Source organism: Brachybacterium sp. p3-SID957, assembly GCF_025144775.1.
Taxonomy (GTDB): domain Bacteria; phylum Actinomycetota; class Actinomycetes; order Actinomycetales; family Dermabacteraceae; genus Brachybacterium; species Brachybacterium epidermidis.
Genome location: NZ_JALXKT010000004.1, coordinates 36,135 through 56,694, shown reverse-complemented (window position 1 = coordinate 56,694; position 20,560 = coordinate 36,135). Strand labels below are relative to the sequence as shown.

20 protein-coding genes are annotated in these 20,560 nt (G+C 70.2%); 10 read left to right on the top strand and 10 right to left on the bottom strand.

Features of this window, described 5'->3' with window-relative positions; translation table 11 throughout:
* Positions 1-15 precede the first annotated feature (15 nt).
* Positions 16-612, bottom strand: a complete 597-nt coding sequence (thpR, locus tag M3B01_RS01525; RefSeq protein WP_259789098.1) for an RNA 2',3'-cyclic phosphodiesterase — start codon at positions 610-612, stop codon at positions 16-18.
* Between the two features lie 59 nt (positions 613-671).
* On the opposite strand from thpR, the gene recO reads away from it, so the two are divergent.
* Both recO and M3B01_RS01515 read left to right on the top strand, forming a co-directional pair.
* Positions 672-1,403 carry a DNA repair protein RecO gene (gene recO, locus M3B01_RS01520; RefSeq protein ID WP_259789097.1) on the top strand — a complete coding sequence of 244 codons (732 nt, stop codon included), beginning with the start codon at positions 672-674 and terminating at the stop codon, positions 1,401-1,403.
* Positions 1,404-1,551: 148 nt separating this feature from the next.
* On the top strand, positions 1,552-2,454 hold the full coding sequence (locus tag M3B01_RS01515; RefSeq protein ID WP_259789095.1) for an isoprenyl transferase: 903 nt from the start codon (positions 1,552-1,554) through the stop codon (positions 2,452-2,454).
* Here M3B01_RS01515 and M3B01_RS01510 read toward each other — a convergent pair.
* Genes M3B01_RS01510 through M3B01_RS01490 form a run of 5 tightly spaced genes read right to left on the bottom strand, consistent with a single transcriptional unit; the run spans position 2,385 to position 6,176 of the window.
* Positions 2,385-3,005: a DedA family protein gene (locus tag M3B01_RS01510; RefSeq protein ID WP_259789132.1), complete on the bottom strand. Its 621-nt coding sequence runs from the start codon at positions 3,003-3,005 to the stop codon at positions 2,385-2,387. The genes M3B01_RS01515 and M3B01_RS01510 overlap by 70 nt on opposite strands.
* Complete coding sequence (locus tag M3B01_RS01505; protein WP_259789093.1) at positions 3,005-3,433, bottom strand: Fur family transcriptional regulator; 429 nt, start codon at positions 3,431-3,433, stop codon at positions 3,005-3,007. Before M3B01_RS01505 ends, M3B01_RS01510 begins: the two co-directional genes overlap by 1 nt.
* A 33-nt stretch (positions 3,434-3,466) precedes the next feature.
* Complete coding sequence (locus M3B01_RS01500; protein WP_259789092.1) at positions 3,467-4,453, bottom strand: metal ABC transporter permease; 987 nt, start codon at positions 4,451-4,453, stop codon at positions 3,467-3,469.
* Positions 4,450-5,214, bottom strand: coding sequence for a metal ABC transporter ATP-binding protein (locus M3B01_RS01495; RefSeq protein ID WP_259789091.1), 765 nt, complete (start codon positions 5,212-5,214; stop codon positions 4,450-4,452). Before M3B01_RS01495 ends, M3B01_RS01500 begins: the two co-directional genes overlap by 4 nt.
* A complete protein-coding gene (locus tag M3B01_RS01490) occupies positions 5,211-6,176 on the bottom strand; it encodes a metal ABC transporter substrate-binding protein (protein ID WP_259789090.1) in 966 nt (321 codons plus the stop codon). Before M3B01_RS01490 ends, M3B01_RS01495 begins: the two co-directional genes overlap by 4 nt.
* A gap of 137 nt (positions 6,177-6,313) precedes the next feature.
* On the opposite strand from M3B01_RS01490, the gene M3B01_RS01485 reads away from it, so the two are divergent.
* Positions 6,314-7,705, top strand: coding sequence for a glycine--tRNA ligase (locus M3B01_RS01485; RefSeq protein ID WP_259789089.1), 1,392 nt, complete (start codon positions 6,314-6,316; stop codon positions 7,703-7,705).
* 108 nt (positions 7,706-7,813) lie between these two features.
* Here the strand turns inward: M3B01_RS01485 and M3B01_RS01480 are convergent, their stop codons facing one another.
* Both M3B01_RS01480 and M3B01_RS01475 read right to left on the bottom strand, forming a co-directional pair.
* Positions 7,814-8,371, bottom strand: a complete 558-nt coding sequence (locus M3B01_RS01480) for a GNAT family N-acetyltransferase (RefSeq protein ID WP_259789088.1) — start codon at positions 8,369-8,371, stop codon at positions 7,814-7,816.
* 34 nt (positions 8,372-8,405) lie between these two features.
* Positions 8,406-9,437: an LLM class flavin-dependent oxidoreductase gene (locus M3B01_RS01475; protein ID WP_259789087.1), complete on the bottom strand. Its 1,032-nt coding sequence runs from the start codon at positions 9,435-9,437 to the stop codon at positions 8,406-8,408.
* Positions 9,438-9,661: 224 nt separating this feature from the next.
* Between M3B01_RS01475 and dusB the strand changes: the two genes are divergently transcribed.
* From dusB to dnaG, 3 genes are read left to right on the top strand one after another with little or no spacing between them, the layout of a single operon-like run.
* A complete protein-coding gene (gene dusB / locus M3B01_RS01470; protein WP_259789086.1) occupies positions 9,662-10,906 on the top strand; it encodes a tRNA dihydrouridine synthase DusB in 1,245 nt (414 codons plus the stop codon).
* Positions 10,907-10,909: 3 nt separating this feature from the next.
* Positions 10,910-12,217 (top strand): deoxyguanosinetriphosphate triphosphohydrolase, encoded by a 1,308-nt coding sequence (locus M3B01_RS01465; protein WP_259789085.1) that lies wholly within the window; start codon positions 10,910-10,912, stop codon positions 12,215-12,217.
* 4 nt (positions 12,218-12,221) lie between these two features.
* Complete coding sequence (gene dnaG / locus M3B01_RS01460) at positions 12,222-14,255, top strand: DNA primase (protein WP_259789084.1); 2,034 nt, start codon at positions 12,222-12,224, stop codon at positions 14,253-14,255.
* 15 nt (positions 14,256-14,270) lie between these two features.
* On the opposite strand, the gene M3B01_RS01455 is transcribed toward dnaG, so the two are convergent.
* Positions 14,271-15,362 (bottom strand): M48 family metallopeptidase, encoded by a 1,092-nt coding sequence (locus M3B01_RS01455; RefSeq protein ID WP_259789083.1) that lies wholly within the window; start codon positions 15,360-15,362, stop codon positions 14,271-14,273.
* A 417-nt stretch (positions 15,363-15,779) separates the two neighbouring features.
* On the opposite strand from M3B01_RS01455, the gene M3B01_RS01450 reads away from it, so the two are divergent.
* The 3 genes from M3B01_RS01450 to M3B01_RS01440 all read left to right on the top strand — a co-directional run bounded on the left by M3B01_RS01450 (position 15,780) and on the right by M3B01_RS01440 (position 18,342).
* Positions 15,780-16,538 (top strand): DsbA family protein, encoded by a 759-nt coding sequence (locus M3B01_RS01450; RefSeq protein WP_259789082.1) that lies wholly within the window; start codon positions 15,780-15,782, stop codon positions 16,536-16,538.
* 1,069 nt (positions 16,539-17,607) lie between these two features.
* Positions 17,608-18,084: a DUF2975 domain-containing protein gene (locus M3B01_RS01445; RefSeq protein WP_259789081.1), complete on the top strand. Its 477-nt coding sequence runs from the start codon at positions 17,608-17,610 to the stop codon at positions 18,082-18,084.
* A 3-nt stretch (positions 18,085-18,087) separates the two neighbouring features.
* Positions 18,088-18,342, top strand: coding sequence for a helix-turn-helix transcriptional regulator (locus M3B01_RS01440; RefSeq protein ID WP_259789080.1), 255 nt, complete (start codon positions 18,088-18,090; stop codon positions 18,340-18,342).
* 245 nt (positions 18,343-18,587) lie between these two features.
* Here the strand turns inward: M3B01_RS01440 and M3B01_RS01435 are convergent, their stop codons facing one another.
* On the bottom strand, positions 18,588-19,820 hold the full coding sequence (locus M3B01_RS01435) for an MFS transporter (RefSeq protein WP_259789131.1): 1,233 nt from the start codon (positions 19,818-19,820) through the stop codon (positions 18,588-18,590).
* Positions 19,821-20,010: 190 nt separating this feature from the next.
* On the opposite strand from M3B01_RS01435, the gene M3B01_RS01430 reads away from it, so the two are divergent.
* A complete protein-coding gene (locus M3B01_RS01430; RefSeq protein ID WP_259789079.1) occupies positions 20,011-20,370 on the top strand; it encodes a ClpX C4-type zinc finger protein in 360 nt (119 codons plus the stop codon).
* Positions 20,371-20,560 lie beyond the last annotated feature (190 nt).

The window sequence follows — 20,560 nt, the reverse complement described above, 5'->3', positions numbered from 1 at the left end:
AACCGCGCCTCCGCCTCACGAATTGCCGAGCGGCACCGTCGCCAGCACCTCGTGCAGCGGCCCACCCGAGCGACCCGCCCCGAGGCGGGAGGAGACCACCTCCAGCTCCTCGACCAGCCATTCCGGGCCGCGGTAGACGGACAGTGCCCGCACCACTTCCGCCAGCATCAGCTCCGTCGGGTCCGGTTCCGCGGGAATCCCGCGGTAGCGGCGGCGCCGCGGGCGGGGAGCCCGCGCCGAGACCCGGGCCACCGTCAGATGCGCCCGCCTGCGCTCCCTGTCCTGCTCGCCCAGCAGGTCCTCCCGCATCAGTGCCGCCAGCGGCTCCACCTCACCGCCCACGCCGACCCACAGGGCGCGGCCCGAGAAGAGCCCGGCCCCAGCCAGGCTCAGCCGCATCGGCCGATGTGAGGCAGCCACCCGTGCCACCTGCTCGATGGTGTCCTCCACTGCGCCGTCGGGCAGCTGCGGGGTGAAGGCGAGCGTCAGGTGCCACTGGTCGGGATCACCCCACCGCAGGGACCGCCCCGTGCGACCGCGCACGGACTCCAGAGCGGACTCGAGGTGCTCGGCCGCATCGGCGGAGGGACGGATCGAGCAGAACACGCGCATCGCCCCATCCTCCCACCCTGCACCGTCCACCGGGCATCGCGGCGTAGGCTCGATCCACCATGCAGAAGCTCTACCGCGACCATGCGATCGTGCTGCGCACCCACCCCCTGGGCGAGGCCGATCGCATCATCACGCTACTCACCCGCCGCCACGGAAAGGTGCGGGCCGTGGCCAAGGGCGCGCGGCGCACCGGCAGCCGCTTCGGAGCGCGCCTGGAGCCCTTCGGCCTGATCGACGTGCAGCTGCACACGGGGCGGAACCTGCACACCGTCACGCAGGTGGTCACGATCGACACCTTCGCTCAGCAGATCACCGCGGAGTACGGGCGCTTCACCGCTGCCAGCGCCATGCTGGAGACCACCGACCGCCTCACCGACGAGGTGGTCGATCCCTCCCAGCGAGGCTTCCTGCTGCTGGTCGGGGCGATGCGCACCATGGCAGCCGGACGCATCCCTGCGCCGCTGGTGCTTGACTCCTTCCTGCTGCGCACCCTGGCGCTGTCCGGCTGGGCGCCGGAACTGCAGGTGTGCGCCACCTGCGGTGCCCCTGGCCCCCACCACGCGCTCGACGTGCGCGCCGGGGGCCTCGTGTGCACCTCCTGCCGACGGCCCGGCGCCGCAGCGGTCAGGCAGAGCGCCGTCGAGCACATGATCTTCCTGCTCGCGGGGGACTGGGAGAACGTGGTGACGGCAGAGGACACCGTGGTCCAGGAGGCGGGGCGCCTGATCGCCGATACCGTGACGTGGCACCTGGAGCGCTCCGTGCGCTCCTTGAGCTACGTCGAGCGCTGAGACCGACCGGTCCGGCATGATTCCGAGCCGCCGAGCACCATGCCCACCCCGCCCCACCCCGTCGCACCTCGGCCCCGTACCCGTGCTCACCCCGCTCCGACACCCGACGTCCCATTGCGACACCCCGCCCCGACAGGAGATCCCGCTGATGGCCCGTGACCCCCACCCCCACGAGGAGCCGTTCGAGCACCCCAGCGGCGCACAGCCCCCGAGGCTCCCGCGCCAGGTGGTCCCCGCGCACGTGGCCGTGGTGATGGACGGCAACGGCCGTTGGGCGAACCAGCGCGGGCTGCCGCGCACCGCCGGGCACGAGGCCGGGGAGGCCGCCCTGCTGGACGTGGTCGCGGGTGCCCTCCAGATAGGCGTCACCCACCTCTCCGCCTACGCGTTCTCCACGGAGAACTGGAAGCGCTCCCCGGAGGAGGTGCGATTCCTGATGGGATTCTCCCGCACCGTGCTGCGTCGCCAGCGGGACACCCTCCACTCCTGGGGGGTGCGCATCGTGTGGATCGGCAGGCCCCAGCGACTGTGGGGGAGCGTCATCAAGGAGCTGCAGGAGGCGGAGCAGCTGACCGCCGGGAACACCCGGATGACCCTGTACATGTGCGTGAACTACGGCGGCCGGGCCGAGATCATCGATGCGGTCCGCGACATCGCGGAACAGGCCCGCGCCGGCAGGATCAGCGGGCGCGGCATCACCGAGGCGAGCTTCGCGCGGCACCTGATCGACCCCGACATGCCTGATGTGGACCTGTTCATCCGCACCAGCGGCGAGCAGCGCACCTCGAACTTCCTGCTGTGGCAGTCCGCCTACGCGGAGCTGGTGTTCGTCCCGGAGCTGTGGCCCGACGTGGACCGCGTGGTGTTGTGGCGGGCCATCACCGAGTACGCCCGACGGGACCGACGGTACGGGGGCGCAGTGGATGCGCCCGTGAAGGCACCGCCCGGCGCCGCCTCAGCGGGCCGTGGGGGAGCTGCGGATCAGGAGCCGCTGGAGGTAGTCGGCGCCGACGCCGGGGTCGACCCCACCGCCGACTCGGCCCGCGGCTGAGCCGGCCCGTCGGCCTCGGCCTGGACCGGCCCGTTGACCTCAGCCTGGACCGGGGCATCGACCTCGTCCCCGGTGCCGGTGGGCGCCAGGCCACCGCTGCGGCGCTTGTGCCGCACCAGCTGGATCACCAGCGCGACCACCAGGGCCAGGGCCACCACAGCCGCCCACGGGGAGCGGAAGAACAGCTGCAGCCACAGCCCGATCGCAGCCAGGCCCACCGTGGCGTAGATGATCGCCCAGGCGAATCCGCCCGCGGCGAGCGCCGGCAGGTACCGCTTCAGCGGCATCCCGGTGAGGCCGGCCGCAGCGTTGCAGGCGGTCTGGAAGCCGATGGTGAGGAAGCTGAAGGCGACCACAGGCGCCCCCCACTTGTTGACGATCCGGGTGGCGCGCTCCACACGGGGGGAGACCAGCCAGCCGGCCACCTTGCCGCGATTGGCGGCCTTGCGGGCACCGCGGCCCAGGGCGTACGTGGCCCCCGCCCGGCACAGCACCACGACGTACAGGAACGCCACCGCCGGGACGATCGGCAGCGACTGCACCCAGTCCATCATCGTGCGTCGGACCCGTTCGGATCCTCGAGGTCCGCACCGCTCGGCCGGCCGTGCTCATCGCACAGGCCGAACACCTCGAGGGTGTGGTCCAGGTCGGTGAAGCCGTGCTCCTCGGCGATCGCGGTCATCGCGCTCTCCAGCTTGGGCGCCAGGAACTCGACCGTGCGGCCGCAGGTGCGGCACACCAGGTGATGGTGGTGGCCCTCGGCCTCGCACTGGCGGTACAGCGACTCACCTTCGGCGCTGACCAGCACGTCGAGCCGGCCCGCGGCGGAGAGCGCCTGCAGGTTCCGGTACACGGTCGCCAGGCCCACGGTCTCGCCGTCGCTGCGCATCTGCTCGTGGATCTGCTGGGCGCTGCGGAACTCGTCCTGCCGCCCGAGCGCCTCGAGGATGGCGGCGCGCTGCCGTGTATTGCGTTGCATCTGACGATTGTCGCCCATCGTGGCTGAAAAACTCTAGGCGGGGTGATGCGGGGTACGCGCGGTGCTGCTCACGCCTCGCTCCGCTGCCTGCGTCTCGCGCTGCCCCGGGGTCGACGGGTGGGCCTGCTCCACAGCGGGCTCCCCGCTGTGACCGGGCGCAGGGCGTTCCCGCCCGCGCGGGGAGCCCAGCACGGCGCGGGAGATCAGGCCCAGCGCGTACACGCCGATGCTCAGCAGCACGATCACGCCGCCCGGGGGCAGGTCGACGTACACGGTGATGAGCAGGCCGCCCAGCGCGGCGAGCACGGCGATCGCCATGGCGGTGCGCATGGTGCGCCCGAAGCCCACCACCATCGTCTGCGCCGCTGCCACGGGGACGATCATGAGCGCCGAGACCATCAGGGCCCCCACGATCCGCATCGAGAGGGTGACGGTGAGGGCGGCCATCACCGCGATCAGCACGTTGACCAGGCGCACCGGCAACCCGGAGGCACGGGCGAACTCCTCGTCGGTGGTGACCGCGGCCAGCAGTCCGCTGAGCCCCAGGCCCACCGCCAGCACCACCACGGCGAGCACCAGGGCGATCGTGAGGTCCGTGGCGGTCACGGTGGACAGCGAGCCGAACAGGTAGCCCATCAGGTTCTGGGAGGTGCCGCCGGCCAGCTGGATGATCACCACGCCACCGGCGATGCCGCCGTAGAACAGGATCGCCAGGGCCACGTCACGGCTGGTGTGGCCGATCTCGCGCACGTACTCGATGGCCAGCGCCCCGAGCACGGAGGCGATCAGCGCCCCGGGGATCGCCAGCAGGTCGTGCGGGCTCACGGAGATCCAGGCACCCACCAGCCACCCCGCGGCCACACCGGTGAGCGCCACGTGCCCCAGGCCGTCGCCCAGCAGCGACAGGCGCTTCTGCACCAGGAAGGTTCCCACGACGGGCGCGGTCAGGCCGATCAGCACCGCAATGATCAGGGGGTACCGCATCACGTCGGAGGTGAGCAGGTCGAAGGCTGAGATCATGCGTGGTCGAGTTCCTGTCCGAGGCATTCGTCGATCGGGGTGGCGTGGTGGGTGTGGTCGTGGCCCGGATCCAGCAGGGGCCGATCCTCGACCGCGCCGTCGTGCACGACTTCGCCGTGGTCCAGCACCGCGGCGCGGTCGATGTCCTCGCTCAACGGGCCGATCTCGTGCAGCACCACGAGGATGGTGGTGCCCTGGGCGGAGAGCTCCCGGAACAGTCGGGCGATCATCTCCTGGGTGGGCAGGTCCACCCCGGAGAACGGCTCGTCCAGCACCAGGAAGCGGGGATCGCGGACCAGGGCGCGCGCGATCATCACGCGCCGTCGCTGCCCTCCGGACATCCGGGTGATCGGGCGATCGGCCAGCGCTGCCATGCCCACCGACTCCAGCGCCCGCATCACGCGCGGGTCCCGCAGGCGGGGGCGCCACGTGCGGGCGCCGAGCAGACCGGTGGCGACGGTCTCCCGTGCGGTGGCCGGGATGGAGCCGCCGTCGGTGGCATCCTGCGGGACGTAGCCCAGCCGGTCGTGGGAGCGCGAGCGCGCCACGGGGCTGCCGAACAGTCGTGCATGGCCGCTGTCGAGGGGGAACACCCCGACGATGGTGCGCAACAGCGTGGACTTGCCGGAGCCGTTCGCGCCCAGCAGCGCCACCATCTCCCCGGGGTCGATGCGCAGATCGATGCCGTGCAGCACCTCGGTGCCGCCCAGGGAGACACGGGCCTGCGCGACCTCGACAACGGGTGCGCCGGCCCCGGTCACGTCCAGCTCGCGATGAGCTTGTCGGCGTTCTCTCGCATGACGCGAGGATAGTCGGCATCCTCGGAGAGCTGTGTCTCCAGGTTGTCCAGCTCCTCACTGTCCACCCCGACGTTGTCGGCGAGGGTCTGAGCGACCTTGGGCGAGGCGGTGGTCTCGAAGAAGATGGTGGTCACGCCCTCGTCCTGGATCGCGCGCTCGAGCTCGAGCAGTCGCTGCGGGGAGGGCTCGACCTCAGGATCCACTCCCGAGATGCCGATCTGGTGCAGGTCGTAGCGATCGGCCAGGTACGCGTAGGCGGCGTGGCTGGTCACGAACGGCCGCTCGCCCCTCACGGCCCCGTAGGCATTCGTGAGCTCCTGGTCGAGCTCCTCGAGCTCGCCGCGCAGGGTCCCGGCATTGGCGGTGAAGGCCTCAGCCTGCTCGGGGATCAGCTCGCCCAGGCGCGCGGCGAGCGCATCGCCCAGAGCCGCCATCCGCACCGGGTCGTGCCAGAAGTGGGGGTCGGTGGGGCCGTGATCGTGCCCGTCGTGATCGTCCTCGTCGTGGTCGTGCTCCGCGTGCTCTTCGCTGCTGGAGAGCAGCTCGATCGCCTGGGAGACATCGAGCACGTTCTCGTCGCCGTGCGAGGCGATGGCGTCGTCGATCGCGGCTTGGTAACCGGGGATCTGCACCACCAGGGCCGCCTCCCGCAGCTGCGCGACCTGTCGCACGGACAGCTCCAGCCCGTGGGCATCTGCCCCGGGGGTGGCCAGGTTGACCACACTCAGGTGCGCGCCTCCCACGCGCTCTGCCAGGAAGGCGGTGGGGTAGCAGGAGGCGATCACGGTCGGTGCCCCGGAGCCGCCGTCGCCGTCGCCCGCCCCGCAGGCGGCGAGGGTCGCGGCGCCCGCCCCCAGCCCGAGCAGGGACAGCACGCCACGACGGCTGGCACGGAGCGGGAAGGACGCACAAGGGGTAGACATGACAATCATTCTCACCGCGGGTGGTCGTGGTTCGCAAGCCGATGCCGCCCTGATCACGCTCTTCGTGCGCACGATCACAGGGCGGGCGTGGCTATGCTGGTCAGGTCCGTCATCCCCCGCCCACCAGGAGATCCCCCGTGGCCAAGGCCCCTGCCAGCACGCTGGACAACGTCATCGCTCTCGCGAAGAAGCGCGGCTTCGTGTTCCCGGCGGGTGAGATCTACGGCGGCACGCGCTCGGCCTGGGACTACGGGCCCCTGGGCGTGGAGCTGAAGGAGAACATCAAGCAGCAGTGGTGGCGCACCTTCGTGCGCTCCCGCGCGGACATGGTGGGCCTGGACTCCTCGATCATCCTCCCCAAGCGCGTGTGGGAGGCGTCCGGGCACGTCGCGACCTTCACCGACCCGCTGGTGGAATGCAAGCAGTGCCACAACCGCTTCCGCGAGGACCACCTGATCGAGGCTTTCGAGGAGAAGAAGGGCCGCGCCCCCGAGGGCGGGCTGGCCGAGGTCCCCTGCCCCAACTGCGGCACCCGCGGCGAGTACACCGACCCCCAGCAGTTCTCCGGCCTGGTCAAGACCTTCCTGGGCCCGGTGGACAGCGAGGCCGGTCTGCACTTCCTGCGCCCGGAGACCGCCCAGGGCATCTTCGTGAACTTCCTCAACGTGGTCACGGCCTCCCGCATGAAGCCCCCGTTCGGCATCGGTCAGATCGGCAAGGCCTTCCGCAACGAGATCACCCCCGGCAACTTCATCTTCCGCACCCGCGAGTTCGAGCAGATGGAGATCGAGTACTTCACCCACCCCTCCGAGGCGGGCGCCCACTTCGACGAATGGGTGGAGGCATGCTGGAACTGGTTCGTGGACCTCGGGGTGGACCCGGACAACATGCGGCGCTTCGACGTGCCCGACGGCGAGCGCGCCCACTACTCCGACGCCACCATCGACATCGAGTACCGCTTCGGCTTCCAGGGCAGTGAGTGGGGCGAGCTGATGGGCATCGCCAACCGCACCGACTTCGACCTGGGCAGCCACACCGAGGCCTCGGGCACGAAGATGCAGTACTTCGATCAGGCCAGCGGTGAGCGCTACACCCCGTACGTGATCGAGCCGTCCTTCGGCCTGACCCGCTCGATGATGGCCTTCCTGGTGGACGCCTACGCCGAGGACGAGGCCCCCAACGCCAAGGGCGGGGTGGACAAGCGCACGGTGCTCAAGCTCGATCCGCGCCTGGCGCCGGTCAAGGCGGCGGTGCTGCCGCTGTCCAAGAGCGAGGACCTGGTGCCCCGCGCCGAGCAGCTCGCCGCCCAGCTGCGCGGCCGCTGGAACGTGGACATGGACGTGTCCCAGGCGATCGGTCGCCGCTACCGCCGCCAGGACGAGATCGGCACCCCGTTCTGCATCACCGTGGACTTCGAGACCGCCGACGACCAAGCGGTCACCGTGCGCGAGCGGGACACCATGGCCCAGGAGCGCGTGGCACTGGACCAGGTGGAGGGCTACCTGGCCGAGCGCCTTCGCGGCGCCTGATCGGCCCGCAGGCCCGCCCTCGCGGACCTGCCGGAGCCGGGCCCACGATGACCGAACCGGCACCGCAGAGCAGATCAGCCACACGTGGCGGAGCTGGTGGATCAGCCCTCACGCCACCCACTGGTCGGCAGGTGAGCCTGCGTCAGGAGAGGGGAGGTGCGCGGTCATCTGCACCCTGGTTCCGTACCGCATGAGCCCCTGCTCCCGCTCCGCCTCCACCAGACGCCGCAGGAACGGCGATCCCGGCTGGGACACCTCGAAGCCGCAGGACCGGTAGAAGGGGGCGTTGAAGGGGATCTCGGCGTAGGTGCGCAGGGTTATCGCCCGGTGACCGCGCGCCGCTGCCTCGGACAGGGCAGCCTCGACCAGCGCTCGTCCGTGGCCGCGCCGTCCATGCTCCGGCAGCACCGACAGCTGCTCGAGGTGCGCGAGCCCGGCGGGCTCCAGCACATGCACGAAGCCCACCACGGGGCCGTCGGCCGATTCACGGGCCACCAGCATGAACCCGGGGGCGGAGGCCCGCTGGTGACCGCTGGGCGCTCCGTACCATTCGGGCCTCTCGGCCTCAGGGACGTACGTGTCCACGAACAGGCGATCCGCGGCGTCCTCGATCGGTGCGAGCGCCGGCAGGTCGTCGTCGACGGCGTGGCTGACGAGAGTGGTCACCTGTCGATTGTGCCCGGTGCAGGGGCCTCGTGCGTCAGATGATCGCTGTGACCAGGTGCGGCAGGACCTGCTGACCGAAGGTCTCCAGCACGGTGCGCTGCTCGGCCGGGGTGGCACCGAAGGGCAGGGTCAGGCAGATCTCATCGGCCTGCTGCACGACGGCGTCGGCCACCAGCGCCTGCGCCACCACGCCCGGGGTGTCGATCACGACCTCACTGAACACCGCCCGGTGCCCGCCGATCTCCTCGCCCTTGTGCTCGGCCAAGACGGCGGGTGCCGCCGCCCGCTCGCGGGGGATCAGTGAGACGTAGCGCTCCAGATCCGACTCCTGCGCCACCGGGATCATCTGGCGGGAGACCATCACGTGTCCCTCCCCGTGACCCTCCTCCCGGCTCGCCTCGCGGTAGGCCTCGAGCACCTCCAGCTGCAGGGTCTCGAAGGAGCGTCCCGAGCCGTCGTCGGGAACCATGGTGGCCAGCTGCAGACCAAGGCCGTCCCGACCGGCCTTGGCGGCACGCTCAGGACCCGCCGCGCCGTAGGCGATCCGTGCGCGCAGCCCCTCGGACTGCGGCTGCACCTGCAGGGAGGTGCCCTGCTCCACGCCCTCGATGTGCGCGTCGGCGCTGGAGACGATCTCGCCCTCGAGGAAGGAAAGCATGTCGGCCAGGACCCGGTCCACGTGATCGGCGCGGTCGTCGGCCAGGGCCCCGAAGGCACGCATGTACATCGCATCGTGGGCGGAGTAGCCGGAGCCGAGCCCCGGCCGCAGCCGCCCGCCCAGCAGAAGGTCGGCCGTGGCGAGGTCCTCGGCCAGTCGTCCTGCGTTCTCGAACCGCAGCGGGATCACGGCGGTGCCCAGCTGTATCCGTCGGGCGTACTGCCCGGCGACGGCCAGGAACTGCAGCGGTGAGGACAGGGCGTCCTGCAGGTGGCGGGTGCGGACGTAGCCCACGTCGTACCCGAGCTCGTCGGCGGTGACGAACAGCTGGATGCCCTCCGTGAGCGCGGAATGATCCACCTGGGCGAGGAAGCCGATGCGCGGTGCTGCTCTGCGGGTCGCGGACATGGTCTCCTCCTGGATGCTCCTGGGCGCTCTGACTGCTCCCACCAGTGTGCCAGGCGTGGCCCCGCTCCTTCCGGGCCGGTCGTCCGGACGGGATGCGAACGCCCGGCATGAGCGGCCCGAACGAGGTGAGCATGTAGCCGGGATCACGCTGGGGAGGGACCACGGTGCACATCACCGTGCTGGGGAGCCCGGGCCGCCCGCATCGGTGGGACAATCGAAGCATCATGACAATGCTCGAGGACCCCACGACGCCCCCGGACGCCACCGCCCCGGGGCGTCGTGACGTTCCCGGGCGCGCAGCTGACCGGACCCCGCGCCGCACCCTGACCATCGGTCCTCACACGGTGGACACCCCCGTGGTGCTGGCACCGATGGCGGGCATCACCAACATGGCCTTCCGCCTGCTGTGCCGTGAGTTCGGTGCGCTCCACAGCCAGGACGACGGCGGCCTGTACGTCTCCGAGATGGTCACCACGCGCGCCCTGGTGGAGGACCACCGCGAGTCCTGGCGGCTGGTCACCATGGGGGAGCGGGAGAAGCCGCGCTCCGTGCAGCTGTACGGGGTGGACCCGGTCACCGTGCGTCGCAGCGTGGAGATGCTGCTGGAGCGCGACAAGGCCGACCACATCGACCTGAACTTCGGCTGCCCTGTCCCCAAGGTCACCCGCCGCGGCGGCGGGGGAGTGCTGCCCTGGAAGACGGAGCTGTTCACCCGAATCGTTCGCGGCGCCGTCGAGGCCGCAGGGGACGTCCCGGTCACGGTGAAGACCCGCATCGGGATCGACGACGACCATGTCACCTACCGCGACGCCGGCCTGATCGCCCAGGAGGTCGGGGCCGCCGCGATCGCGCTGCACGGCCGCACCGTGGTCCAGCACTACTCCGGCGATGCCCGCTGGGAGGCGATCAGCGACCTCAAGGAACTGGTCACCGAGATCCCCGTGCTGGGCAACGGGGACATCTGGTCCGCCGAGGACGCCGTGCGGATGATGGACGAGACCGGGTGCGACGGGGTCGTGGTGGGCCGCGGCTGCCAGGGACGGCCGTGGCTGTTCGCCGACCTCGCGGCCGCCTTCGCGGGCCGCCCCGACCGGATCCGCCCCACCTTGGGCGAGGTCGCGGCGATCCTGCGCCGGCACGCCGAGCTGCTGGTGGAGTTCTACGGCGACGAGGGGCGCGGCATCCGGGACCTGCGCAAGCACGTGGCCTGGTACTTCAAGGGCTACCCGGTGGGCGGGGAGATGCGCCACCGCCTGGCCACCATGGAGTCCCTGGAGGATCTGGACCGCAAGCTGGGTGAGCTGGACCTGGACTCCCCCTACCCTGGCGCGGCGGTGGAGGGCCCCCGCGGCCGGGCCGGGTCGCCCAAGCGAGCCGTGGTCCCGGAGGGCTGGATGGACTCCCGTGACCTGACCGCCGATCACGCCGGCCGCCTCCACGAGGCCGAGCTGGACACCTCGGGGGGCTGACTGGTGAACCGTCCCGTCGTGCCCGCCGGCTACGAGCCCGCCGATCTCGAGCGCTGGGCCCCCGAAGCGCCCAAGTCCCAGTCCCGCACCCCGTTCCAGCGGGACCGGGCCCGCGTGCTGCACTCCTCGGCCCTGCGCCGCCTGGGTGCCAAGACCCAGGTCCTCGGCGCCGGTTCCGACGACTTCGTGCGCACGCGCCTCACCCACTCCCTGGAAGTCGCACAGGTGGGGCGCGACATCGGTGCGGAGCTGGGCTGCGACCCGGACGTGGTGGACGCCGCCTGCCTCTCCCACGACCTCGGTCACCCGCCCTTCGGCCACAACGGGGAGAAGGTCCTGGACGACATCGCTGCGGACTTCGGCGGCTTCGAGGGCAACGCCCAGACCCTGCGCCTGCTGACGCGCCTGGAGCCCAAGCTCGTCGGCCCCGATCGCTCCTACGGGCTCAATCTCACGCGGGCCTGCGTGGATGCCGCCATCAAGTATCCGTGGGCCCGGGGCCAGGGGCCGGATCCGTCCTCCTCCAAGTTCGGGGCCTACGCCGATGACCTCGACGTGTACGCCTGGGCCCGGCAGGGTGCCCCCGAGCGCCGCAAGTGCTTCGAGGCCCAGGTGATGGACCTGGCCGACGACATCGCCTACTCCGTCCACGACGTCGAGGACGCCGTCACCGGTGGCACCCTGGACCTGGGCCGGCTCAGCGATCCGATGGAGCGGGCCGCGGCCCTGTTCGTGGTCCAGGACTGGTACACCCCCGATGTGCCCGTGGACGCGCTCGACGAGGCCCTGGCCCGTCTGGAGGGCGAGCCGTACTGGGTGCGGGACTTCAGCGGTGACATGCGCTCCGCGGCCGCCCTGAAGGACCTCACCAGCCAGCTGATCGGTCGCTTCACCCGCTCGGTGGTGTCGGCCACCCGGGAGGCCCACGGGCCCGGCCCCATCTCCCGGTTCGACGGGGACGCGATCGTGCCGGAGACCACCCTGCTGGAGATCGCGGTGCTCAAGGGCCTGGCCGCCGCCTACGTGATGAGCTCGGCCAGCCAGCAGCCCGTCTACGAGGAGCAGGAGCAGATCATCCGCGACCTGTACTCCCAGCTGTGGCACACCGGCACCGCGCACCTCTCACCGCTGTTCACCGAGCTGTGGGAGCAGGCGAGCGACGACGACGCCCGGCGCCGCGTGGTGGTCGACCAGATCGCCTCCTTCACCGATGTGGCAGCCCGCCACCTGCACGCCAGCCTCTTCGAGCGCACCGCCACCCATCTCACCGCCGCGGACACCCCGTTGCCCGGGCTCGGATCGGAGCTGTGAGCGCATGGCCCAGGGACTGATCCGTCGCGCCGACGTGGACCTGGTGCGCGAGCGCGCACGGCTGGACGAAGTGGTCGGCGAGCACGTCATGCTGCGCACCGCGGGCGTGGGATCGATGAAGGGCCTGTGCCCCTTCCACGACGAGAAGACTCCCTCCTTCCACATCCGGCCCCAGCTGGGCCACTGGCACTGCTTCGGCTGCGGCGAGGGGGGCGACGTCATCTCCTTCGTGCAGAAGATCAACCACCTCAGCTTCGTCGAGGCCGTCGAGATGCTCGCCGGGCGCTACGGCGTCCAGCTGCACTACGAGGAGTCCGGCCGCGGCGGGGACGGGGACCGGCCCGACTTCGGCACCCGGCGCCGCCTTCTGGACGCCCACGCGATCGCCGAGGAGTTCTACCGCGAGCAGCTCTCCGCTCCCGCCTCCGAGGTGGGGCGCCGCTTCCTGGCCGAGCGCGGATTCGACCGCGCCGCCGCCGAGCAGTTCGGGGTGGGCTTCGCCCCTGAGGGCTGGGACGCGATCAGCTCCGAGCTGCGCCGGCGCGGCTTCACCGAGGCGGAGCTGAAGGCCAGCGGTCTGGTCTCCGAGGGCCAGCGCGGGGTGTACGACCGGTTCCGGGGCCGGCTCATGTGGCCCATCCGCGACATCACCGGCAGCACCATCGGCTTCGGTGCCCGGCGCCTGCTGGAGACCGACAAGGGCCCCAAGTACCTCAACACCCCCGAGACCGCCATCTACCGCAAGTCCCACGTGCTGTACGGGCTGGACCTGGCCCGCAAGGAGATCTCCTCCCAGCGCCGCGTGGTGGTGGTCGAGGGCTACACCGACGTGATGGCCGCCCACCTGGCCGGGGTGCGCACCGCGGTGGCCACCTGCGGCACCGCCTTCGGTGCCGAGCACGTGAAGATCGTGCGCCGTGTGATGGGCGACTCGAACCCGTCGGCCGGCCTGCGGTTGAACACCGATGGCCGGGGACTGGGCGGGGAGGTCATCTTCACCTTCGACGGCGACGCGGCCGGGCAGAAGGCCGCCCTGCGCGCCTTCGAGGAGGACCAGCGCTTCGTCGCCCAGACCTTCGTGGCGGTGGAGGGATCCGGCATGGATCCGTGCGATCTGCGCCTGGCGCAGGGGGATGCCGCCGTGGTGGACCTGGTGGAGTCCCGCACCCCGCTGTTCGAGTTCGCCATCCGCTCGGTGCTGGCCCAGGTTGACCTGGACACCGTCGAGGGCCAGGTCAGCGGGCTGCGCATGGCCGCTCCCGTCGTTGCCCAGATCCGCGACCGGGCCATGCGCCCGGAGTACGCGCGCAGGCTCTCCGGCTGGCTGGGGATGGACGAGCGCACCGTGCTGCGCGCCGTGCACGACGCGGCTCGCAGCCAGGGGCACGCCGAGCGCGGCACCCACCGCGGCGACGATCCGTACCAGCCCCGCAGCGTCCCGGATCACCGGCTCGACGGCCACGGAGACCCCCGTCCGGGCGAACGGCCCGCTGAGGGAGAGGGTCACGATGCCGACGAGCCGATGATGCCGGTGGCGCGCCTGGCCGACGTGGTCAGCCGCCGCGATCCCGTGGGGCAGGTCGAGGTGCAGTCCCTCGCTGTCATGCTGCAGGCCCCGCGCCTGCTCTCGGTGGAGCAGGTCGGCGCGCTGCCCGATGACGCCTTCCACGTCCCGGCTCTGCAGGGCGTGTGGGACGTGATGCTCGCGGCCGGCACCCTGCTGGAGGCGGTGGACGGCACACTGACCCCAGCTCGCTACCTCGATCAGGTGCTGGAGATCGCCGGGGAGACGGTGCGACCCCTCATCGTCGAGATCGCCAACCTGCAGCTGCCCGCCCGGGACGAGGAGTCCCTGGGGCGCCTGGCTCGCTCCCTGCTGGACCGGCTCAGCGAACTGTCCATCACCCGGGAGTACTCGGTGCTCAAGCAGCGACTGCAGCGCACCGATCCTTCCGATGCCGAGCGCTACCAGGAGATCCTGCGGCGGCTCAGCGAGGTGCAGGAGAAGCGGCGCGCCCTGAACGCCCGCGACAGCTGACCTCCCGCCCCGCCACTACAGCACCGGCGGCGCCGTCTGCAGCTGCCGCGTGCTGGGCTGTCCGCTGTAGTCCACGCCCGGGAAGCGACCGAACTGGTTCGTGGCCCCCGCGGGCCGGCTGGCATCGGCCCGAGCGAGCAGGTCCAGAGCCTCCACGGGCGTGGGGTACGGGCGGGAGAAGGAGCTGCCCGCGGGCAGGGCGGACGAGTAGGTGGCACCGGGGGAGCCCAGCAGGCCGGGCCGCAGCCACAGGTGGCCGGGGCGGCTGCGGTCGCGCAGTGCATGGGTGCGCCAGGTCAGCACCGGATGGCTGGCCCGCCAGTTGACGATGTGCAGCCACAGGCCCTTCTCGGTGGCGGCACGATCCGCGAACTCGTGCACGTTGACGTGGGCATTGAGGTACTTGCCAGCCCCCAGCACGGCCATCGCGCCGGCGGCCCCGTCGGGCGTGAGGGCGTAGCCGAAGTTGTCGGCGGTGTACTCCTGGGCGCGGGAGTACGCCGGTCCCAGCACCGGCACCTGCATCATCAGGTTCGTGAACAGCAGCCGGAAATAGGAGGTGTGACCGGCAGCGATGTGACCCACCTCGTGGCCGATCACGAAGCGCAGCGCCTCCGGGTCGCGCACCGCGCCGCCCACCTCGAACAGATCCGAGTACACGGTGACGAAGCGTCGGAAGCCGTGCCCGGAGGCGAAGGCATTGATCGTGCCTCCACCGGAGACGACGTAGGCGTCGGGCACGCGGCGCAGGCCCTGCTGGGCTGCGGCCTCGGCCACCATCCGGTACCCCTCCGGGAACTGCGTGGGGCTCATGCGGACGGACTGGGCGCGCAGATCCGCGTACATCACCGCGCGAGCGATCCACAGGATCAGCGGCAGCAGCATAATCACGGCGAACAGCTGGTACAGGAACGTGGCCAGCGGGCCCTCGCCCAGGTCCAGCAGGGTGGGGCCGTTCCCGCGGATGGCGTTGACCACGCTCATGACGACCAGGGCCAGCCACAGCAGATAGGCACCTGTGGTGATCAGGCTTCCCACCACGAGCAGGGGGATCTCCCACGGGTGCCTCATGCGCTGCTCGCCGAGCAGTCCCTGGGGTGGTGGCACCGTTGATGAGTGTCGGTGCCGGGGTGCGACCGGCTCGCGACGCCCCCGTGGGCTGAGGTACGGTCGCCCCGGGGCCATTCGGTCCCGGAGGAGGGGGAGAGTACGACTGCGACATGGCTGCTCCTGATCGTGCGTGGGCGGCCCGTCGCCGCCATGCCCCACGCTACGAGCACCGGGCAGCTCCGCACCGGTGCCATGGTCGATGATCCGGTGTCGATGGTCGAAGCATCGCCTGCTCGCGCATCGACAGTTCGGATGAGTCGGGGGTCTCACAGACGTATCAGGCGCGGCCCCCGGGTGCGAGCAGCGCGTGAGACCAGGCCCGCATCGAGACCTCCCCGGGGTACAGGATGCCGGCGTGGGTAGGCGGGCACTTCGGCCCGCTGCGGGCCGCTTAGGGGGTGCATCATCGTGCCCATGAGTGCTCTCCCCACCCCATCACGTCGTTCCCTTCTGCTGGGCGGCGGCGCCGTCCTCACCTTCACCCTGGCCGCCTGCGGCGGCAGCGCCGATGAGCCCGGGGAGAACGACGGCGGGACCGCCACCGGCGATGACGGAGCGTCCACGGGCGACGGCGGATCCGCGTCCGACAGAGGGGGCGCCTCCGACGGCGGGGGCGCCGCGGCGGGTCGCGACATCGACCGCTCCGTGCCCTACCTGGAACTGGCCGGGGCGAGCAGCGGGAAGATGGTGGACCTGCTGCTGGACTTCCGGTGCCCGCCGTGCCGCGGCTTCATGGAGACCTTCGGGACCCTGTTGCGCGACCTCGTGGAGTCGGAGGAGCTGGTGCTGCGCATCCATCCGCGCCCCATGCTCGATCTGGGCCGCGACTCGACCTACTCCCAGGACACCGCCGGTGCCGCTGCCGCTGTGTACGCCCAGGACCCGGCGCTGCTGCTGGACTTCGAGGAGGCCATGTACGCGGCCCAGCCGGAGTCCCCGGACGAGCCCGAGGCCGACATCGAGGAGATCGCGCGGATCGCCCAGGGCGTGGGCGGCGACGAGACCTGCCTGCAGCAGATCCGCGACCGCGTCTACGTGCCGTGGACGCTCGAGGTGGTGGAGCCCGCCGCCCAGGAGCTCGAAGTGGGCACCCCCACACTGATCATCGACGGCGAGATCTGGGAGGGCGACTGGACCCAGCCCGGAGCGGTGGAGGATGCGCTCGGGGTGTGACCCGGCATCGGCGTCGCAGCCCAGGCGGGGCATGAACCTGGGAGCGACGGATTATGGCTTCGAATCGGGCATCGCTGAGACCAGCCGAGCCACTAACAGTACAGGTCAAAACACGTTTCAAGGCTGGTTGACATCAACCAGCGGGAGGGCGTTCTCGGAGCTGCAGCGTGTCCTCTTCGCATCCGGTCATCCGTTCTTGGGCCGCTCTCTCTTGCGCCTCCGCGACGGCATGAACAGGCCGACCACGAACTCGTCCACGATGTCCACGAGTATGCCTATGCGGTGATGGTACTGGGCGGGTGGGCCAGGGAGTGGGGGACGAAGCGTATGAGTAATGAGGGGCTCAAAGGGGGCGCAAGCTCGAGTGAGAAGAAGGGCTCTCCCGCGTCACGAAAGTCGCGAACGACATCGGGGGCGATCCAGGACTTGTAGGTCCCGTCGAGGTCGGCTTCCCGGGGCGGCAGCTTGCACACATCCGCATCGGCGTTCAGAGAGGTAGACGCCGAGCGCCCGCCCAGGTTTCGAGAGTCGCCGGACCGTCTCGATATGTTGAGCGATCGCTTCAGAATCCATGCTGACGTTGGATCACGGACTCGTAGATGTCGTCGTCAATGAGGCCTCAACGGACAGCCGCCGAGACCTCGGCCCACGTGCCCGGCGGGTCCACGACCAGCCCGTCGTAGCCGTCGCTCGCCCCTGCTCCGCATAGGGGAAGCGCCCGAGTTCAAGAAGACAGGCGCGGCTGCGGAGCGCCTGGCCGAGCCAGAGATGCAGGTCGGCTCGACGCGTCGCGGAGTTCCATGACCTCACCGTAGGACGCACAGCACGCCGGCGACCGTTTTCCGCAGCCGTATCGACAGGATCTTCATCAACGGGCGCTTTCAGCAGCCCGTCGACGGGGCACCCATCCCGTACGGATGTGTCTCACTGGCTCAGCTGTCACTCACGGCTGAGGCGTCGGACGCTGCCTGCTCCCTGCCGCCCCACCCCATCTGCGGTCGCTGAGACGTCGAGGGGGCGGGCGCGGCTATCGATTGACTTTCGATAGATAGCGATTGATACTCAACGCATGACTCGTGGCCTCGCTCGAACCCTTCAAGCCGTTGCCGTCCTCTCGGGCCTCGGCCTCCTCTTCGCCCAAGTCGTGGTCGTGCCGGTGGCCTCCGGGTGGATGGCAGACGCGTACCCGGAGTTCACTTGGGCGCGATGGCAGCTGGCCATCTCGCTGATCGCCTTCCTGGCCTGCATCCAAGCCACGCTGTTGGCCACGTGGGAACTGCTGGGCCGCGTTGCCCGAGACGAGATCTTCGACGCTGAGGCGCGGCGGTGGGTCGATGTCATCCTTGGCGCCCTCGGTGCTGGATGGTGCATCGCTCTGGTCACCGCCGCATGGCAGACGATCCAGGGTGTTTCTGCTCCGTGGATCGTCCTGACCGAGTTGCTCGGTCTGATGGTCGGTCTCGCCGTCGTCCTGCTGATCGTCGTCCTCAGGGGCCTGCTTGTCCGAGCGACCGCGCTCAAGGTCGAGATGGATGCGGTTGTCTGAGTGATGGCCATCGTCAGTCGCATCGATGTGGAACTCGCTCGAAAGAAGATGAGCGTCGGGGAGTTCGCCGATCGGGTGGGCATCACGCCGGCCAACATCGCAGTGCTAAAGAACGGTCGCGCCAAGGCCGTCCGCCTGTCGACGCTGGATGCGATGTGTCGTGTCCTCCAATGCCAGCCGGGCGACCTGTTCGAGTGGATCGACGACGAAACTGAAGGCGCGGATGCCGGCGATCCCGGCATCAATGACTCCCGGTGACCAAGAGTCGAGGCGACGCAGACCCGAGCGGGCCGAACGGCGCGTCCTGAATGGGTATACCCGAGTGAGCAGATCTGTGTCAGATCGGCCATTTTGGACCCTGAGGGACGGGTAAACCTGCGGTGCAGTAGCTGTCACGCAGGGTAGTGCTCAATGTGGCAGATGTGTCTGATTGAGGTGTCACCAACTGGTGCAGCGGCCCCTATTGCAGGGCTTCGAGCATCTATGCGGCGGCTCGGCGATGCTCAGGTGAGTCCATTGGCCGGGGGCGGGGACCAGTGACGGACGGGGATCAGGGGTAGGCACGCCAGCGCAGCGACTGCCGCGGCGCCGAGCAGCGCCGCGACGGGGGAGGTCAGGGCAACCAGCAGACCCCCGAGGATGCTCGCCACCGGCATCACGCCGATCGTCAGTAGGCGGATCGCTGCGAACGCACGGCCGAGATGGCTCTGCGGGATCAGTCTCGCGGGCACGTCAGAACCGACCACCGCTGCTGCGGTGGCACTGGCGGCGATTAGGAGCTCTCCGGTCCCGAGCATCACAGCCTGCCCGGCCGGCAGTAGCAATGCCGCCGGGGCGATCAGGCTGCTCAGTGCCACTCCGAGCGTGGCGAGGAGTTTCGCGGAGCCCGTAGGCAGGTGCGCGCGCAGGGGTGTGGAGCAGGCGGCGCCGAGGAGCGCCCCAAGTGCCCCGGCTGCGGTGAGCAGAGCGACCGTCGAAGGAGCCAGGTGCAGTGTTTCCAACGCGAAGAGCACCAGCGCGGTGCCCGAGACCATCGCTGCGGCGTTCAGAAGCGTGGTGGCGAGCGTGAGGTTTCCCAGTCCGGGGGTGGACACCACCTTGCGGACGGTCCATTCCGGCTCGAACGCCAGCGCACCGTAGGGCGTGGCCCGCGCGTAGGGATCTCGGGCTGGCGCGGGCGTCCCGCTAGCCCGGGGCGGCAGCGTGGCCAGGGTGAACAGGCTAACCAGATACGACGCGACCGCGAGACCAAGCGCTACAGCTGGTGAGGTGAGCCGCAGCAGAGCGGAGACCACCACCGGAGCGGAAATCCGTGTAATCGCACTGACCGCCTCGATGCGCTGGTAGCAGTCAGCGGTGCGGTCCCGGCCAACGATCGCGGGGACCATGGCGCTGTGCCCGGTTGTGAACAGGGCATCGCCAAGCCCGAGGGTCGCGGCGAGGACGAGCAGGGCGGGTACGGAGAGGTGGCCGGCGGCAAGCAGCACGATCAGCAGGCCCGCCGTGAGGACGCGGAGAGTGTTGCCGAGGGTGACCGAGCGGCGATACCCGAGCGCGTCGACCGATGAGCCGATCTGTCGGTGAGCGAAGAGGTACCACAGGAACGGCAGCGCGTTCAGGAGGCCCAAGAGGCCGCCGCCCACCCCAAGGGTGGTGACCGCGATCAGCGGCAGCAGCGTCCGGACGGCATCGTCGCCGGTGGCCTCGCTCGCCGTGGCAACCAGAATCCTGCGCATGGTCACCTCGCTTCCAAGATCAGGGGGTGGGCCATCGCCTCACCGGTGTCTGCGACGACTTCCGTCAGGCCATCCTGACACAATGTCGTCAGGATATCCTGACATACAGGGAGTGGTCGAGGATGGCAGAGGCGGCGCCGTCGTCACGGATCAAGAGATCGGATGGAGCGACTCGCTGTAGACTTAGTCCATGCGCCAACCCAGCGATATTTCCGCGATGCACTGCGGATTCTGCGGACTTTCGGGCGCTGTCGATCGCCCCCTCCTCGGCGGTCTCGGCGTGATGATTTGCAGTGAGTGTGCACGCGAGGCAGCGCAGTCCTTCGCCGAGGGCACCCCCGTCGCCACAGCGGCCTTCGAGGCGCTCAGCGAGGAGGATCTGGTGCGGATGCTTCGCGGAGTCACCCAGCAGCGGCCGCAGCTTGATCGCTTCCAGAGCGATCTGGTCGCCTACATGCGCGCGCGTGGCACATCCTGGGAGACCATCGGCGCTGCTCTTGGCGTGACCCGCCAGTCGGCGTGGGAGAAGTTGCGGCATCTCGAAGCCTGATCCACCCGTCAGCGGATTAGCATCCGCGCCCGCATCCTTAGGTGCCTGTTGGCTAGCCGCCCCGGGGCCAGCTCTCGCACTGAGCACCTGTCTCATTGGGTTATACCCCAACATGACAGTTGGGGGCCATGACCGCCACGGTTGCCAATAGGGCCCGGATCCGCTGTTTCGTGACACTTCTGCGCACATC

Excerpts from the sequence above, each read along its gene's own strand:
- M3B01_RS01445 (WP_259789081.1), top strand. The coding sequence starts at position 17,608 with ATGACTCGTGGCCTCGCTCGAACCCTTCAAGCCGTTGCCGTCCTCTCG.
- thpR (WP_259789098.1), bottom strand. The coding sequence starts at position 612 with ATGCGCGTGTTCTGCTCGATCCGTCCCTCCGCCGATGCGGCCGAGCAC.
- M3B01_RS01440 (WP_259789080.1), top strand. The coding sequence starts at position 18,088 with ATGGCCATCGTCAGTCGCATCGATGTGGAACTCGCTCGAAAGAAGATG.
- dusB (WP_259789086.1), top strand. The coding sequence starts at position 9,662 with ATGACAATGCTCGAGGACCCCACGACGCCCCCGGACGCCACCGCCCCG.
- M3B01_RS01505 (WP_259789093.1), bottom strand. The coding sequence starts at position 3,433 with ATGCAACGCAATACACGGCAGCGCGCCGCCATCCTCGAGGCGCTCGGG.
- M3B01_RS01490 (WP_259789090.1), bottom strand. The coding sequence starts at position 6,176 with ATGTCTACCCCTTGTGCGTCCTTCCCGCTCCGTGCCAGCCGTCGTGGC.
- M3B01_RS01475 (WP_259789087.1), bottom strand. The coding sequence starts at position 9,437 with ATGTCCGCGACCCGCAGAGCAGCACCGCGCATCGGCTTCCTCGCCCAG.
- M3B01_RS01500 (WP_259789092.1), bottom strand. The coding sequence starts at position 4,453 with ATGATCTCAGCCTTCGACCTGCTCACCTCCGACGTGATGCGGTACCCC.
- M3B01_RS01430 (WP_259789079.1), top strand. The coding sequence starts at position 20,011 with ATGCGCCAACCCAGCGATATTTCCGCGATGCACTGCGGATTCTGCGGA.
- M3B01_RS01510 (WP_259789132.1), bottom strand. The coding sequence starts at position 3,005 with ATGGACTGGGTGCAGTCGCTGCCGATCGTCCCGGCGGTGGCGTTCCTG.
- M3B01_RS01515 (WP_259789095.1), top strand. The coding sequence starts at position 1,552 with ATGGCCCGTGACCCCCACCCCCACGAGGAGCCGTTCGAGCACCCCAGC.
- recO (WP_259789097.1), top strand. The coding sequence starts at position 672 with ATGCAGAAGCTCTACCGCGACCATGCGATCGTGCTGCGCACCCACCCC.
- M3B01_RS01450 (WP_259789082.1), top strand. The coding sequence starts at position 15,780 with ATGAGTGCTCTCCCCACCCCATCACGTCGTTCCCTTCTGCTGGGCGGC.
- M3B01_RS01435 (WP_259789131.1), bottom strand. The coding sequence starts at position 19,820 with ATGCGCAGGATTCTGGTTGCCACGGCGAGCGAGGCCACCGGCGACGAT.
- dnaG (WP_259789084.1), top strand. The coding sequence starts at position 12,222 with ATGGCCCAGGGACTGATCCGTCGCGCCGACGTGGACCTGGTGCGCGAG.